The organism is Nonomuraea sp. SYSU D8015, from assembly GCF_008065375.1.
Classification (GTDB): Bacteria; Actinomycetota; Actinomycetes; order Streptosporangiales; family Streptosporangiaceae; genus Nonomuraea.
Genome location: NZ_VJYI01000004.1, coordinates 130,243 through 143,454 on the forward strand (window position 1 = coordinate 130,243; position 13,212 = coordinate 143,454).

A 13,212-nucleotide genomic window follows, 5' to 3' on the forward strand; every position below is an offset into this window, starting at 1 on the left:
GACCATATCCTGGGTCGCGCCGAGGTGCGCTGTCATAGTCCTGCTCATGTCCTGCCACGCTAGGAATGAGCGGGTAGGGCGGCCATTGGAGGTCACCCCCAGTCGCATGCGGGAATCCCCTACGGAGTGAGCGAGCCCGGTGTCCTCACGATCGGGCAGAACGCAGCAGCCTCAGCGGCCCGGCCCGCGGTATTGGGGAAATCTTCAGATGCGTACGGACTCCTCCCACTGGAGAGCCTGCGGTCGCGCTCCTAGCGTGATCGAGCGCACACCGGCGCATCTCTCGGGCGTCCCCTCTCGTCAAGGAGTCGGCTTGTGAACACCGATGTCCTTATCCTTGGAGCAGGTACCGCTGGCTCCGTGCTGACCCGCCGGCTCCTGGACGCAGGCCTGAGCGTGGCGCTCGTCGAAGCCGGAGGTCCTGACACCAACCCCGCCATCCACGACCTCTCACGGGTGGGAGAGCTCTGGCTCGGACCGGAGGACTGGGGCTGGTTCAGTGCCCCCCAGTCGAACGCCCTCGGCAGGAGGCTCCACGTCCCGCGTGGCAAGGTCGTCGGCGGGTCCAACCAGCTCAACGGCACCATCTGGGTGCACGGCTCCCCGTGGGACTACGATCAGTGGGCCGCCCGCGGCAACACCGGTTGGGACTGGGCCGGCGTCGCGCCGCTGTTCGAGCGGATCGAGCGCGACATCGTCACGGGCGAGGGCTTCCTTGATCGCGTCCAACCCGAGCTGTCGCCGATCCAAGAGGCGATCCTCGACGCCGCCGTTGCCTGGGGTCTGCCCCTGAACAAGGACTACAACGATGGTGAGCTCGAGGGCGTCTCGCGTATGCAGCTCAACCTTCGCGACGGCAAGAGGCTCTCGACGTGGGCGGCGTACGTGTGCCCCGTGCTCGACCACGCCAAACTCACCGTTCACACGCAGACTCTGGTCGACCGGCTCGTGGTCAAAGGCGGGCGTGTGACGGGTGTCCGCGTCATCGAGCAGGACGGCGAGCCGCGGACACTGTCAGCGGGGCTGGTGATCCTGTGTGCAGGGGCGCTGGCATCGCCTGGTGTTCTGCTGCGCAGCGGTATCGGACCGGCCGCAGACCTCGAAGCCCTCGGCATCGAGGTGGTGGCGGATGTGCCCGGTGTGGGGGCGAATCTGCAGGACCACTTCCTCGTGCCCGTCATCTTCGGCACGGAGAGGCGCGAGATCACGCCGCCCCAGCCGTTCCAGCCGATCACGCAGACACACTGGTTCTGGAAGAGCGACCCGTCGCTGCCGGTGCCTGACACCCAGCCCATCAACTTCAGCATCCCCTTCTCCTACGACCTCGAGATGACCGGCCCGCCTTCCGGATTCACGCTGCACGCCGGCCTCGTCCGCCCGAAGAGCACCGGGTCGCTGACGGTCAGCAGCGTCGACCCGACCGCCGAACCGGTCATCGACTTCGGTCTGTTCACCGACGATCAGGACCTCGCCACGCTGGTCACATCGGTGCGGCAGTGCCGCGAGGTGGGTCGGCAGGCGCCGCTGGCCGAGGAGTGGGGAGCCTACGAGGTGCTGCCGGGACCTGACGTCGACAGCAGCGACGAGGCGCTCGCTCGCTGGGTTCGCCGTGCGGTGAACACCTACCACCACCAGGTCGGCACCTGTCGGATGGGCGTGGATGAGGGCGCGGTCGTGACACCTGAGCTCAAGGCCCTCGCTGTCGACGGCCTGATGATCGCGGACGCCTCGGTGATGCCGTCCATCACCACCGGCAACACCAACGCACCGACCGCGATGATCGCCGAGCGCGCGGCGGACCTCATCCTCGGCTGATCGTCACGGGATAGGCCCCTCCCTCCAGACCCACGGGCAGCTGCCCAGGATCCTTTTCGCAATCAGGAGAACCCATGCTCGACGTACCGAAATTCCACACCGACCTCTTCACCGCCAGTGGCTGGACCAGCGGGGGTGGAGGCACCTTCGCCACGCTGAACCCTGCCACCGGTGCGCCGCTGGCCGAGATCGCCGCAGCCGGTGCCGAGGATGTCGACGCGGCTGTGGCCACGGCCACGGAGACGCTCCACGGCGCATGGATGGCGGTCCCCCCGTCGGAGAAGGGGGCTCTGCTGTACAAGCTGGCCGACCTGGTCGAGCGAGACATCGAGACAGTTGCCATGCTCGAGTCGCTCGACATGGGCCGGCCAGTCGGCATCGGAATGGTGCTCGTTTCGAATTTCATCGCGTCCCTGCGCTACTACGCGGGCTGGGCGGACAAGATCAACGGAGAGTCGATCGCCAGTTACGACTACTTCGGGGCTGCGACCCACACCTACACGCGTCGTGAGCCGGTCGGCGTGGTCGCGGCGATCATCCCGTGGAACGCCCCGCTGATGATCCTCGGCTGGAAGCTCGCCCCGGCCCTGGCCTGTGGCAACACCGTGATCGTCAAACCCGCCGAGGACGCCTCGCTCTCGATTCTTCACCTGGCGTCGCTCGTCGAGGAGGCCGGCTTTCCGCCGGGCACCGTCCAGGTCCTGCCCGGCCACGGTCCGGTGGTGGGTGAGGCGCTGTCGCTGCACCCCGGCGTCCACAAGATCTCGTTCACCGGCTCGACCGAGGTCGGTCGGCGGGTCCTGCGCAACTCGGCCACGAACTTCAAACGGACCACGCTCGAGCTCGGCGGCAAGTCTCCGCAGATCGTCTTCGACGATGCCGACCTCGAAGCGGCGATTCTGGGCTTGGCCATGGGGGTGTTCTTCAACCAAGGTGAAACGTGTGCCGCGGGCACGCGCATCTTCGCTCATCGTGCCGTCTACGACGCGGTCGTCGAAGGGCTCAAGGGTGCGGCGGAAGCCCAGGTGGTGGGCGACCCATTCGATGAGGCGACCACCCTGGGGCCGCTGGTCAACGCCGCGCAACGCGACCGGGTCCTCAGCTACATCGAGAAGGGACGCGCCGACGGTGCCACCCTGGTCACGGGCGGCGCAGCGCCGGACAGACCCGGCTTCTTCGTGCAGCCCACGGTCTTCGCGGGCAGCAACGACATGACGATCGCACGTGAGGAGATCTTCGGCCCGGTCGGCACGGTGATCCCCTTCGACGACGACGCCGAAGTCCTGGCGATGGCAAATGACAACGACTACGGCCTCGCCGCCACGGTGTGGACCCGCGACCTCGGCCGCGCGCACGCCGCTTCCGCTGCTCTGCAGGCGGGAGCCGTGGGCGTCAACGGCTGGTCCCCGCTCGGCCCTCAGCTGCCCTGGGGCGGCGTCAAGGCGAGTGGCATCGGTCGCGAACTCGGTTATGAGGGGATCCTCGCCAACACCGAGGCGAAGACGGTCACCGTCGTGCTCTGACCGACGACGCATCTGCCACGGCTGACCTGGCGTTCCGAGTGAGGCGGCACCGGGGGCTCGTGGGGGCCGCCTCACTGCGCTTCCGCCTGGATTGAGGGTTCATGATCATCCGACATGACAGTGCCGCGGACGTCCGGATGGACGTCCGCGGCACCCGTGGGGCAGGGGCCTCAGTAGAGCTCGATGACGAGCTTGTCGCTGAGCGCGCGCGAGACGCACAGGGCCATCTGATGCTCCCGGTCTGCTGCGGTGAGGCAGCTGTCGCGGTGGTCGGGCGTACCCTCGAGCACTCCGGATACGCAGGAGCCGCAGATGCCTTCCTCGCACGACTTGAAGACCTCGATGCCGTTCTCCTCGAGGACCGCGAGGATCGACCGGTCGGCGGGGACGTCGAAGATCTCGCCGGTGTCGAGCTCCACGGTGAACGGCCGGTCGCTGGAGGTGTCCACCTCGGCGGCCACGAAGTGCTCGACATGGACCCGCTCGTCGCCGACGGCCGGCGCGAAGGCGGCGATGACCTGGGCCATGAACCCGTCGGGTCCGCAGGTGTAGACATGGGTCGCCGGCGTCAGCGACGCGGCGAGTTCGAGGAACAGCGCCGGTTGCGCGGCACGGGGTACGCCGAAGTGCAGGCGCACACGGTCGCGGAACTCCACCCGCTCCTCCAGCAGGTCCACGAAAGCTGCCTCGCTCCGCGATCGCGCGAAGTAGTGCAGCTGGAAGTCGGCGCCGCACGCGTAGAGCTCGTAGGCCATCGAGAGCAGGGGCGTGACGCCGATGCCGCCGGCGACGAGTACGTGCTGATCCGCCCCGTCTGCGATGGAGAGCAGGTTGCGCGGCCTACTGACCTTCAGATGATCGCCCACCCGCACCTCGTGGAGGGCCGCGGATCCGCCGCGTGACTCCGCTTCCCGTTTGACCGCGATCAGAATCGAAGCCGGGTCGTCGGGCGGGCTGCACAGCGAGTACTGCCGCAGGAGCCCGGTCGGCCCGACCACGTCGATGTGCGCACCCGCCTGGTACGGCTTCAGGCGCTGGCCGTCCTGCCGGACCAGGCGCAACGCACGGATGTCAGGAGTCTCATCGACGATTTCGACGACGCGGAAGAGGATGTTCGTCATCGAGGCCTCCAGGTGGTGGACGAGGGGGACGACCAGGCGATCAGCGCATGTAGAGGCCGCCGTTGGCGTCCCAGCAGGCGCCGGTGACGGAGGCCGCCCCCGGCGAGGCGAGCAGCGCGACCATCTCGGCGATGAATTCCATGCTGCCGAGACGTCTGACGGGGATGCCGGCGGCCATGGCATCGAGGTTCTCCTCGCCGACGATCTGCCGGACCATGGGACTGTCCTGGGGGCCGGGGGACACGGCGTTGACGGTCACGCCCTGTGCGGCGAGTTCGCGTGCGAAGACCTTGGTGGCCGACATGATCGCGCCCTTGGACGAGGCGTAGTGGCCGCCGGTCGCGGTTCCTCCGTTCTGCCCGGCGAGCGAGGCCATGTTGATGATCCGGCCGTAGCCCGCGGCGGCCATGTGGGCCCCGAAGATCTGGCAGGCGTGGAACGTCCCGTTGAAGTTGACCCGCATGACCTCGTCGAGCTCCTCCGGGGTGATCTCCAGGAGCTTCCGTGCCTGGGTGCGCGCGGCGTTGTTGACCAGGACCTGGACCTCACCGAAGTCGGCGAGCACCTGGCCGAGCAGTGCCTCGACGGCCGACCGGTCACTCACGTCGACCGTGTACGCCCGTGCTTCGGGCCCTCGGGTGGTGAGCTCTGCCGCGAGCGTGCCGGCGGCAGATGCGTCGATGTCGCTGATGGCGATCCGGTGGCCGCCGGCATGGAGCCGCCGGACGATCTGCTCGCCGAGTCCGGTGGCGCCGCCCGTGACGACGGCGACGGGGGCGTCGCTGTTCACAGCAGGAACCCTGCGGCGGGCACGGCGTCGTCCGCGTCGATGAGGCGGACGACCTTGCGGACGAGCCGGTCCTCGTACGGCGTCGCGCCCAGCCGCACGACGTAGTCGACGTCTCCGGCCCACAGGTCGTGCCGCCCACGCTTGTAAGCGACGAGGATCTGTCCTGCCTTGAGGGCCACCTCCTGGTCCGAAACCGATGCGAGGACGAAGCGCGAGACGTTGCGGACAGTGGTCGCGGCGTCCACGGCGGCGATCGCGTAGCCCTCGGTCATGCGGGCCACGCGCAACTGCCGCATGCGGGCGTCGTCGTAGACCATGTTGAGTACGTCGTCGAAGGACTCGGCAGCGCGGTCGATGGGGATCACGTAGATGCCGTCCTCGGCGTACAGTGCCTGCCAGTCCTCGTACTCCTTGGCATCGAGCAGGGCCGCCTCGCGCCAGATCAGCTCGATCGCCCGGACCACCCGGGGGTCGGTCAGCGACAGCATGGAGCTCGCCGTGTTGGTGGGGGCCTCAGTCATCGCTCATCATCTGCTTCCACTGGTCGTAGGCCGCACGCATGCCGGTCTCGTCGGTGACGTGGCTGGTGGGCCAGCCCTCGGGGGAGGCCTTCTCGCGCGCCAGGCCGCGGTTGACCATGATCGGCATCTCTGGGGCGCCCTGGGCGCCCCGCTGGACGCGGTCCCAGCCCTCGGAGTCGTCAGGCGTGCCGAAGCCGAACGGGCCCTGGAAGTGCTCGTGGGCGCGCAACCGCGTCCGGTTGACCGGATCGACGATCTCCGCCGGGCCGTCCGGGCCGAGCGCGACGTGCTCGATGTGCGTCTCGTCGACACTGACGGGTCGTAGCACCCGGAAGAACGAGCTGGACATCGACACGTTCGGGAACAGGTTCAGGTTGAAGCCCGTCCCGTGCACGGCCCGGACCAGCTTGCGGATCGCCGCGTCGTTCAGACCCTGTGCCTTGAGCTCCGCGGCCAGGCCATCGAACCGCGGCTGTAGCGGCTCGCTGCCGTCGTCGTCGTTCAGGTCGGAGTGTTCGGGGACCATCTGCATGACGGAGTGACCGTTGCCCAGATCGTGCGTGAGAGCGGTCGGATCGGTCATGAACGACATCATCTCCGCGGTCTCGGCGTCGACCGAGGCCATCCACGAGCGGTGCACGATCGGGAAGTGGTAGCCGTCTGTGGTGTTCTCGAGCTGGATCTTCCAGTTGCCCTTGAACTTGAAGCGGTGGGTGCCGATCACCTTGATGGGGTAGCCCCCGCCCTGTGCCATGAACCGGTCGATCCACAGCCTGACGTCACCGAGGAAGTCCTCCAGCGGCCCGGCGTCCTCGTTGAACGTGGCGAAGATCATGCCGCCGTAGGACTCCGTGCGAAGCTTCTTCAGGCTCAGGGCCGACTTGTCCATCACGCCCTCGTAGGCGTCGGGGTACGGGATCCCGCGCAGCTGCCCGTCGAGCCCGTACGACCAGGCGTGGTAGGGGCAGGTGAAGCCGTTGACATGGCCGCTGCGCTTCTCGCACAGGGATGCTCCGCGGTGGCGGCATCTGTTCACCATCGTGTGGATGTTGCCCTTGCGGTCCTTGGTCACGATGACCGGCTGCCGGCCCACGAAAGTGGACTTGAAGCTGCCACCTCGCGGCAGCTCCGACTCGTGGGCGACCCAGACCCAGGTGCGCTCGAAGATCTTCGTCATCTCCAGCTCGAAGATCGCCGGGTCCGTGTACATCCGGCCGGCGACACGGTCGGGGAGGACCAGGTCGGAGGGGGGTAGGTCGTAGATTGTCTCTGCTGTGAACTCGGTAGCCATCGGGTCAGTCCTTGTACTCGCGCGGGGTGAGAGCGCGACCGATGCGCGCCTCGATCTTGGCGTACTTCCACAGCTTCCAGTCACTTCCGCCGACCGGGATGGTGCGGAGGAAATTGCACACCTGCTTGACGGTCTCCTGGCTGTCGACATCGCAGAGCAGATAGCAGGTCCAGGGCCAGCCGTCGGACGGACCGACCATGTGCGAGTCGTCGTCGATGTCTCCGATGAAGTCGACGCCGGGGAGGCCCTTGATGCCGTCCATCAGCGCGACGAAGGCGGTCCAGACGTCGCCGGCGGTGACACCGCCCTCGGGCAGGTCGAAGAAGTTCTGGTTGATGCCGATGCAGAACAACACGCGCAGCGTTGGGGTGTTCATGGACGGATCTCCTGGGGACGGTCGCAGCAGTGGGGGAGACTCACTGGAAGCCCGGGACGGTCGGGGGCTGGTCCATCAGGACGGCGCCGGCGGCGTCGTACATGGCGGGGCTGAGGAAGGCGTGCTGCTGGGGGACCAGCGCGTCGCCCAGCAGCCACTGCAGGGGGTGGTCAGTGGCGATGGCGCCGGTGCCGGAGAGGTGGATGACACGATTGACCACCTCGGCGGCCGTCCTGGCGAGATGGGCCGACGAAAGTCGCAGGTGAGCGTTCTGCTGTGCGGTGGCGGGATCGCCGGCCGACACGGTCTCCCACGTGTCGTGCGTGACCTCGTAGAAGTAGGCCCTCGCCGAGCGCAGCGTCGCCTCTGCCTCTGCCAGGCCGGTGCGGTAGTAGGAGCGGTCTGCAAGCTTCGGTGCCCCGGTGACCCCGGTTCGCCCGCTACCGACCTCGGTGGCGAAGTAGAGGGCGGCCCGGGCGACTCCTGCACCCACCACGGCGAGCACCTGTGCGGCGTAGGCGATCGTGGGATAGCGGTAGAGCGGCTCGTCAACGGTCGCTTCCCCACCTCGGATGAACGTCCACGCGTAGGGGATCTCGACGTGGTCGACGACGAGGTCGAAGGAGCCGGTGCCCTTCATGCCGACGACGTCCCACTCCTGGACGATCTCGACCTGCTCGGGCCGCAGCAGCGCGGTGCGCGGCTTGCCGGCCGTCGAGTCGTCACCGGGGATGCCGACCCCCAGGACGTCGGCACCCATGCAGCCGCTGGCGAACTTCCAGCGTCCGTTGACCAGGAACCCGGACTCAGTGGGTTCTGCGCGCTGCACCGGGAAGAGCGCACCGGCGAAGCAGACGTCCGGGCCGTCGGCGTACAGCTCGGCCTGGGTCTCCAGCGGCAAGGCCGCGAGGTAGACGTGGGCGGAACCGAAGCTGGCGACCCACCCGGTGGAGCCGTCCACCTCGGAGATCCGCTCGATGCGCCGAAGGAACTCTGCCGGCGGCAGCGGGTCCCCGCCGAACCGCCGGGGTGTCGCGGCCCGATAGATGCCGGCCTGTTTGAGGCGATCGATGAAGTCCTTGGACACGAAACGCTGGTCCCGAAACTCCTGGCGCCGCTTGAGAAGCTCGGCCAGCACGTCCTCCAGCGACGCGGTCACTGGCCGGCTCTCCTGGGTCTGGACCATCGACTGCTCCTCCATGATCGGGTCCGGCGAGGTGGCGATCAGATGCGACCTCGTGCCCTCTGACGCTAGGGATCGCATCGAGGGCCGCCAATTGGTCATTGCCTGCCGGGTGGGGGGATTCCCTCCCGGTCACGTAGGGGATTTCTTTAGTCGTCGAGTCGCCGGCGACCGCCCGTCACGGGCGGCGGCTCCTAGGGTGGAGGAATGCAGGTCGACCCGATCGCGCCGGAACTCGTCACCACCGACTTCGTCGCGATGATGAACGCCTTGCACATGTGCGTGCTGATCCACGACGCGCGGACGAAGAACATCCTGTGGGCCAATCCGGCGGCCTGTGAGATGCTCGAGTTCAGCCTCGCCGAGATCCGGCCACTGAAGGCCAACGACATGAGCAGCTCTGCTCAGCAGTACGACCGCGTGATCGGCCGGGCATGGCTGCAGGACGCGGTGGAGCGGGGCTCCAGCCGGATCGAGTGGCACTATCGGTCGAAGTCCGGGCGGATCATTCCCACCGACGCACTCGCGGTGCGCGTGGAGCTGGCGCAGGGCCCGGCCGTGATGGTGCAGTTCCGCGACATCGAGCGTGAGCAGCAGGTCGAACGGGAGCTGCGTCTGACGACCTCGTACGTCGACGCGCTCGCCAGGCACACCTCGACGGTGGCCTTCATGCTCGATGCCGACGGAGCAGTACGGTTCGCGACCGACAGTGCCCTGACCTACATCGGTCTCACGGCCGACGACGATCCACCCATGGGCCGCCCCCTGACCGCCTACGCGCAACTGCGGCTGGGAGGGCGGCCGGTGAGCTGGTCCGAGGTTGCCACCGGAGCCGACCCGATCGGACCGGTCCAGCTCGAGCTCTTCAGCGACGAGCAGCACACGACCTGGCTGGAAGGAAGCCTGGAGAGGCTCCGGGAACAAGAGATCGACGCCTACCTCATGATCCTGCACGATGTGTCCGAGCGGGTACGCGGCGAGGCTCGCCGGGAGCTGGAGCTGCGGCACGAGAACTACCTGGCGCGCTACAACGCCATGGGCGACATGGCCATGGCCATCGCCCACGAGCTCGGCCAGCCGCTTGCCGCAGCTGGCAATTTCATCGCCGGCATCCGAGCCCGCACGGCCTTGATGGTCGGCACCGGTGAGCTGCCGGTGCCCGTCGCCGACCAGGTCGGTTACGGGCTCGAGAGTGCCGCCCGGCAGATCGATCGGGCGACGGCAATCGTCAGCGCCCTACGGTCGTTCGTGGGTCATCTCGAACACGTCGAGCAGGTCGTCGACCTGAATGATGTCGTGAGCGACTGCCTCTACTTCATCCGCCTCAGGGCGGCATCCAGTGCGGTGACAGTGGAAGTCCGTCTCGCCGCGGAACCGGTTCTCGTCCGCTGCGAGCGCGTCCTGACCGGCCAGGTGGTGATGAACCTCTGCTTCAACGCGATCGACGAGATGGCTGCCTGCCGACAGGAGGTACGACACGTCACCCTGACCACCCGCGTGAACGAAGGCACAGGGGTCGTGACGGTCGATGACCGTGGCCGCGGTTTCTCCCGGGACCCGTTCGCCGAGTCCTTCACCAGCAAGGAGGGTGGTAGTGGCATCGGGCTGGCGTTGAGCCACCGCATCATCAGCCGGCAGCACGGAAGCATCTGGGCTGAGCGTCGCCAGACCGGGGGATCGCGTTTCGGCTTCGCGTTGCCGCTCGCAGACCAGCCTTCGGCGTAGGGGAAATCCTCAGGTGGCGCGGTGTAACTCTCGATACCCCGCCGGACGTCGGCGGGCCTAGCGTCGATGGCATGTCCGATGAGCTGACGAGCACCCAGCGAGAGTTCCGTACCGCGATGGCGAATCTCTCAGCCGCCGTCAATGTCGTCACCACTGACGGAGTCAGCGGACGCGCCGGCATCACCGTGAGCGCGGTCTGTTCGGTGACCGACACGCCTCCCACGCTGTTGGTCTGCGTCAACCAGGCCAGCTACACCCACGACATCTTCCGGACCAACCGTCGGGTGGCCATCAACGTCCTTGGACCGCAGCACGAGGAACTCGCCATGCAGTTCGCAGGGGCGACGACCGTGCCGATGGCCGAGCGGTTCGCCTTACCGATGTGGGACCACGACACCCACGGCCTGCCCGTACTTCCGGATGCCGCCGTCGTCGTCATCGGCCCGGTCGGCGCGGAGTTCACAAGGGGCACGCACACCGTGCTCTTCGTCGAGGTCGACCACGTGTCCGTGCGCGAAGAGACGGGGGCGCTGCTCTACTTTCAACGCAGGTTCCACCAGCTCGCGCCGGTTGCAGCGAGCACGTGACCAACGCCGTACCGTACGAGAAGGCACTAGGGACGAGATGGACCAGCAGCACCTTCGCACCACGCTCATGTGTTACAACGACACCCACGGCTACGGCTGGCGGCACGTTGACCTGTTCGTCCACGACGCGGATGGCCGTGAAGTGAACTGGGTGCACTGGGAAGCGCCCGCGGACGGCCCGGACGCGGCAGACGAGGTCACTGCACGGATCGAGCCCCAGCTGCGGCGTACCTCCCCATGGCGTCATGCCGTCAGTGCCGGCGGCATGGACTATTGGCAGGCCGACGCGGCCTGGGGGGACGAGTGAGCGGGGTCGCCCCTCGCCGCCTGCACCGTTCGTGGTCGCTGCGCGAGCTCGTCACGGAGCTGCGACGCGGGCTGACATCGCCGGCCGCGGCGCTGGAGCGGGCCCAGGCCCGGATCGCCGAGACCGATCCGGAGTTGCTGGCGTGGGTCGAGCACTGCGTGGAGCCGGACATGACTGCCGCCTCCGGTCCGCTGGGTGGCGTGCCCCTGGGGGTCAAGGACATCATCGACGTCGTGGGGCTGCCGACGCGCTGTGGCTCGGCTCTGCGGGCTGCGGCAGCACCGGCCACGGTGGACGCGACCATCGTGGGGGCATGGCGGTCAGCGGGTGCGGTCCCGATCGGCAAGACCGTCACCACGGAGTTCGCCTATTTCTCGCCCGGGCCTACGCGCAATCCCGCCGCGCTCGGCCACACCCCCGGCGGGTCGTCGAGTGGCTCGGCCGCGGCAGTCGCGTCCGGACAGGTCCCGCTGGCCATCGGGTCCCAGACAGCCGGCTCCGTCACGCGGCCGGCCTCCTACTGTGGAGTGGCTGCGCTCGTGATGAGTCACGGCAGGCTCCCGGTCGATGGCGTCACAGGGCTGAGTCCCAGCCTGGACAGCCATGGGGTGTTCGCCGCCTCCGCCTCGGACCTTGCCGTGGCGTGGTCGGCCCTCACCGGTGCCGCCGACGTCGGGCTGGGAGGGAGCAAGCGTCTGCCCCGGGTGCTCGTCTGGTCGGCGGCTCCGCTCCAGGTCGTCGGCGAGACGATGCGCGATGGGGTCGAGCGCGCGACAAACCAGCTCGTCGCCGCCGGAGCCACCGTCGCCGTCTTCCCCGACGAACAGCTGGTTACCGAGGCCACCATGGCCCACTCTGTCGTGATGGCCTACGAGGCAGCACGAGAGCGGGCCGACGAGTTGGCCGTTGCCTCGCAGCTGAGCGATCCGCTGGCGACGCTGCTCCGTACCGGTGCCGGCATCTCGGCGCAGGACTACGCGACTGCGCGGCGCACCGTCGCCACGGCAGCACGGCGTGTTGCCGAGCTGCTCGAGGCGTACGACGTCGTGCTCGGCCCCGCGGCCACCGGGCCGGCGCCCCTGGGCCTCGACGCGACCGGCGACCCGGTGCTGAGCCGCGCGTGGCAGGCACTCGGCCTGCCCGTGGTCACGGTGCCGGGCCTCACCGACGACGAGGGACTGCCGCTCGGCCTGCAGATCGTCGGCCGGCCGGAGGGCGAGGACGAGCTGCTCGAGGTGGCCTGCTGGGTCGAACCGATCCTTGCCGACCGCACCCTCGAACTCCGATAATGCAACTTTTCAACCCAGGAGCGTTGTGCCATGATCTCCCGCGACTCGGCGTCCTCCCGCCCGGGCCCCGAGGTGTCCGCTCCGGTGGTCCACATCGTCGATGACGACGAAGACCTGCGGCGATCCCTCGTGTTCCTCCTCGAGAGCGTCGGCATCGAGGCGTTCATCTATCCGGACGCGGCGACGTTCCTCAGCGAGTTCGACCCAGACGAGCCCAGTGTGCTGATCGTCGACGTACGCATGCCTGGCCTGAGTGGCTTCCAGCTGCAAGAGAAGCTCGTCGCTCGCGGCTATCCCGCGCCTGTCATCTTCTGTTCGGCACACGGGGACATTCCCATGTCCGTGCGGGCACTTCGCCAGGGGGCTGTCAACTTCCTCGAGAAGCCTTACGAGCCGCAGAAGATGCTCGAGGTGGTCCAGGAGCAGCTCGTCGTCGCCGCTCAGCGCTTTGAGGAGGAGAGGCGCCGCAAGAGCGTCTGCGATCGTCTGGCCACGCTGACCCCACGCGAGCGCGAAGTTCTGCGCCTGGTCGTCAGTGGTCTCCCCAGCCAGCTCATCGCACGCGAGCTCGGCACCAGCGTCAAGACCGTCGACGTTCACCGCGCCCGGATCAAGGCGAAGACGGAGTCGGAAAGCCTCGCCACCCTGATGCGGGACCTTCTTCAGTACCGGGTGGACGTCTGA

At 68.0% G+C, this 13,212-nt stretch carries 13 protein-coding genes; 7 read left to right on the top strand and 6 right to left on the bottom strand.

Annotated features, from left to right (window positions below; translation table 11 throughout):
* Positions 1-360 precede the first annotated feature (360 nt).
* Positions 361-1,815 carry a GMC family oxidoreductase gene (locus ID574_RS19880; protein ID WP_442939314.1) on the top strand — a complete coding sequence of 485 codons (1,455 nt, stop codon included), beginning with the start codon at positions 361-363 and terminating at the stop codon, positions 1,813-1,815.
* Between the two features lie 74 nt (positions 1,816-1,889).
* The gene (locus ID574_RS19885) at positions 1,890-3,338 is read left to right on the top strand and encodes an aldehyde dehydrogenase family protein (RefSeq protein WP_188190437.1); all 1,449 of its coding nucleotides are present in this window, start codon (positions 1,890-1,892) and stop codon (positions 3,336-3,338) included.
* A 170-nt stretch (positions 3,339-3,508) separates the two neighbouring features.
* Here the strand turns inward: ID574_RS19885 and ID574_RS19890 are convergent, their stop codons facing one another.
* From ID574_RS19890 to ID574_RS19915, 6 genes are read right to left on the bottom strand one after another with little or no spacing between them, the layout of a single operon-like run.
* A complete protein-coding gene (locus tag ID574_RS19890) occupies positions 3,509-4,459 on the bottom strand; it encodes a PDR/VanB family oxidoreductase (RefSeq protein ID WP_188190438.1) in 951 nt (316 codons plus the stop codon).
* A gap of 40 nt (positions 4,460-4,499) precedes the next feature.
* Positions 4,500-5,249 carry an SDR family NAD(P)-dependent oxidoreductase gene (locus ID574_RS19895; protein ID WP_188190439.1) on the bottom strand — a complete coding sequence of 250 codons (750 nt, stop codon included), beginning with the start codon at positions 5,247-5,249 and terminating at the stop codon, positions 4,500-4,502.
* Positions 5,246-5,770 (bottom strand): aromatic-ring-hydroxylating dioxygenase subunit beta, encoded by a 525-nt coding sequence (locus ID574_RS19900; RefSeq protein ID WP_223166882.1) that lies wholly within the window; start codon positions 5,768-5,770, stop codon positions 5,246-5,248. The genes ID574_RS19895 and ID574_RS19900 overlap by 4 nt, the downstream gene beginning before the upstream one ends.
* A complete protein-coding gene (locus ID574_RS19905) occupies positions 5,763-7,061 on the bottom strand; it encodes an aromatic ring-hydroxylating oxygenase subunit alpha (protein ID WP_188190440.1) in 1,299 nt (432 codons plus the stop codon). The genes ID574_RS19900 and ID574_RS19905 overlap by 8 nt, the downstream gene beginning before the upstream one ends.
* Before the next feature lie 4 nt (positions 7,062-7,065).
* On the bottom strand, positions 7,066-7,437 hold the full coding sequence (locus ID574_RS19910; RefSeq protein ID WP_188190441.1) for a hypothetical protein: 372 nt from the start codon (positions 7,435-7,437) through the stop codon (positions 7,066-7,068).
* A 40-nt stretch (positions 7,438-7,477) separates the two neighbouring features.
* On the bottom strand, positions 7,478-8,623 hold the full coding sequence (locus tag ID574_RS19915; RefSeq protein WP_188190442.1) for an acyl-CoA dehydrogenase family protein: 1,146 nt from the start codon (positions 8,621-8,623) through the stop codon (positions 7,478-7,480).
* A gap of 204 nt (positions 8,624-8,827) precedes the next feature.
* On the opposite strand from ID574_RS19915, the gene ID574_RS19920 reads away from it, so the two are divergent.
* The 5 genes from ID574_RS19920 (at position 8,828) to ID574_RS19940 (ending at position 13,212) form a co-directional block, all read left to right on the top strand.
* Positions 8,828-10,345, top strand: coding sequence for a PAS domain-containing sensor histidine kinase (locus ID574_RS19920; RefSeq protein WP_188190443.1), 1,518 nt, complete (start codon positions 8,828-8,830; stop codon positions 10,343-10,345).
* A gap of 71 nt (positions 10,346-10,416) precedes the next feature.
* Positions 10,417-10,932 carry a flavin reductase gene (locus ID574_RS19925; protein ID WP_188190444.1) on the top strand — a complete coding sequence of 172 codons (516 nt, stop codon included), beginning with the start codon at positions 10,417-10,419 and terminating at the stop codon, positions 10,930-10,932.
* 37 nt (positions 10,933-10,969) lie between these two features.
* Complete coding sequence (locus tag ID574_RS19930) at positions 10,970-11,239, top strand: hypothetical protein (protein ID WP_188190445.1); 270 nt, start codon at positions 10,970-10,972, stop codon at positions 11,237-11,239.
* The gene (locus tag ID574_RS19935; RefSeq protein ID WP_223166883.1) at positions 11,236-12,528 is read left to right on the top strand and encodes an amidase; all 1,293 of its coding nucleotides are present in this window, start codon (positions 11,236-11,238) and stop codon (positions 12,526-12,528) included. The genes ID574_RS19930 and ID574_RS19935 overlap by 4 nt, the downstream gene beginning before the upstream one ends.
* Positions 12,529-12,558: 30 nt before the next feature.
* The gene (locus tag ID574_RS19940) at positions 12,559-13,212 is read left to right on the top strand and encodes a response regulator transcription factor (RefSeq protein WP_188190447.1); all 654 of its coding nucleotides are present in this window, start codon (positions 12,559-12,561) and stop codon (positions 13,210-13,212) included.

Bases quoted from the DNA above. Each gene is read 5' to 3' on its own strand.
- ID574_RS19885 (WP_188190437.1), top strand. From the start codon at position 1,890: ATGCTCGACGTACCGAAATTCCACACCGACCTCTTCACCGCCAGTGGC.
- ID574_RS19915 (WP_188190442.1), bottom strand. From the start codon at position 8,623: ATGGTCCAGACCCAGGAGAGCCGGCCAGTGACCGCGTCGCTGGAGGAC.
- ID574_RS19905 (WP_188190440.1), bottom strand. From the start codon at position 7,061: ATGGCTACCGAGTTCACAGCAGAGACAATCTACGACCTACCCCCCTCC.
- ID574_RS19940 (WP_188190447.1), top strand. From the start codon at position 12,559: ATGATCTCCCGCGACTCGGCGTCCTCCCGCCCGGGCCCCGAGGTGTCC.
- ID574_RS19910 (WP_188190441.1), bottom strand. From the start codon at position 7,437: ATGAACACCCCAACGCTGCGCGTGTTGTTCTGCATCGGCATCAACCAG.
- ID574_RS19920 (WP_188190443.1), top strand. From the start codon at position 8,828: ATGCAGGTCGACCCGATCGCGCCGGAACTCGTCACCACCGACTTCGTC.
- ID574_RS19900 (WP_223166882.1), bottom strand. From the start codon at position 5,770: ATGACTGAGGCCCCCACCAACACGGCGAGCTCCATGCTGTCGCTGACC.
- ID574_RS19925 (WP_188190444.1), top strand. From the start codon at position 10,417: ATGTCCGATGAGCTGACGAGCACCCAGCGAGAGTTCCGTACCGCGATG.
- ID574_RS19890 (WP_188190438.1), bottom strand. From the start codon at position 4,459: ATGACGAACATCCTCTTCCGCGTCGTCGAAATCGTCGATGAGACTCCT.
- ID574_RS19930 (WP_188190445.1), top strand. From the start codon at position 10,970: ATGGACCAGCAGCACCTTCGCACCACGCTCATGTGTTACAACGACACC.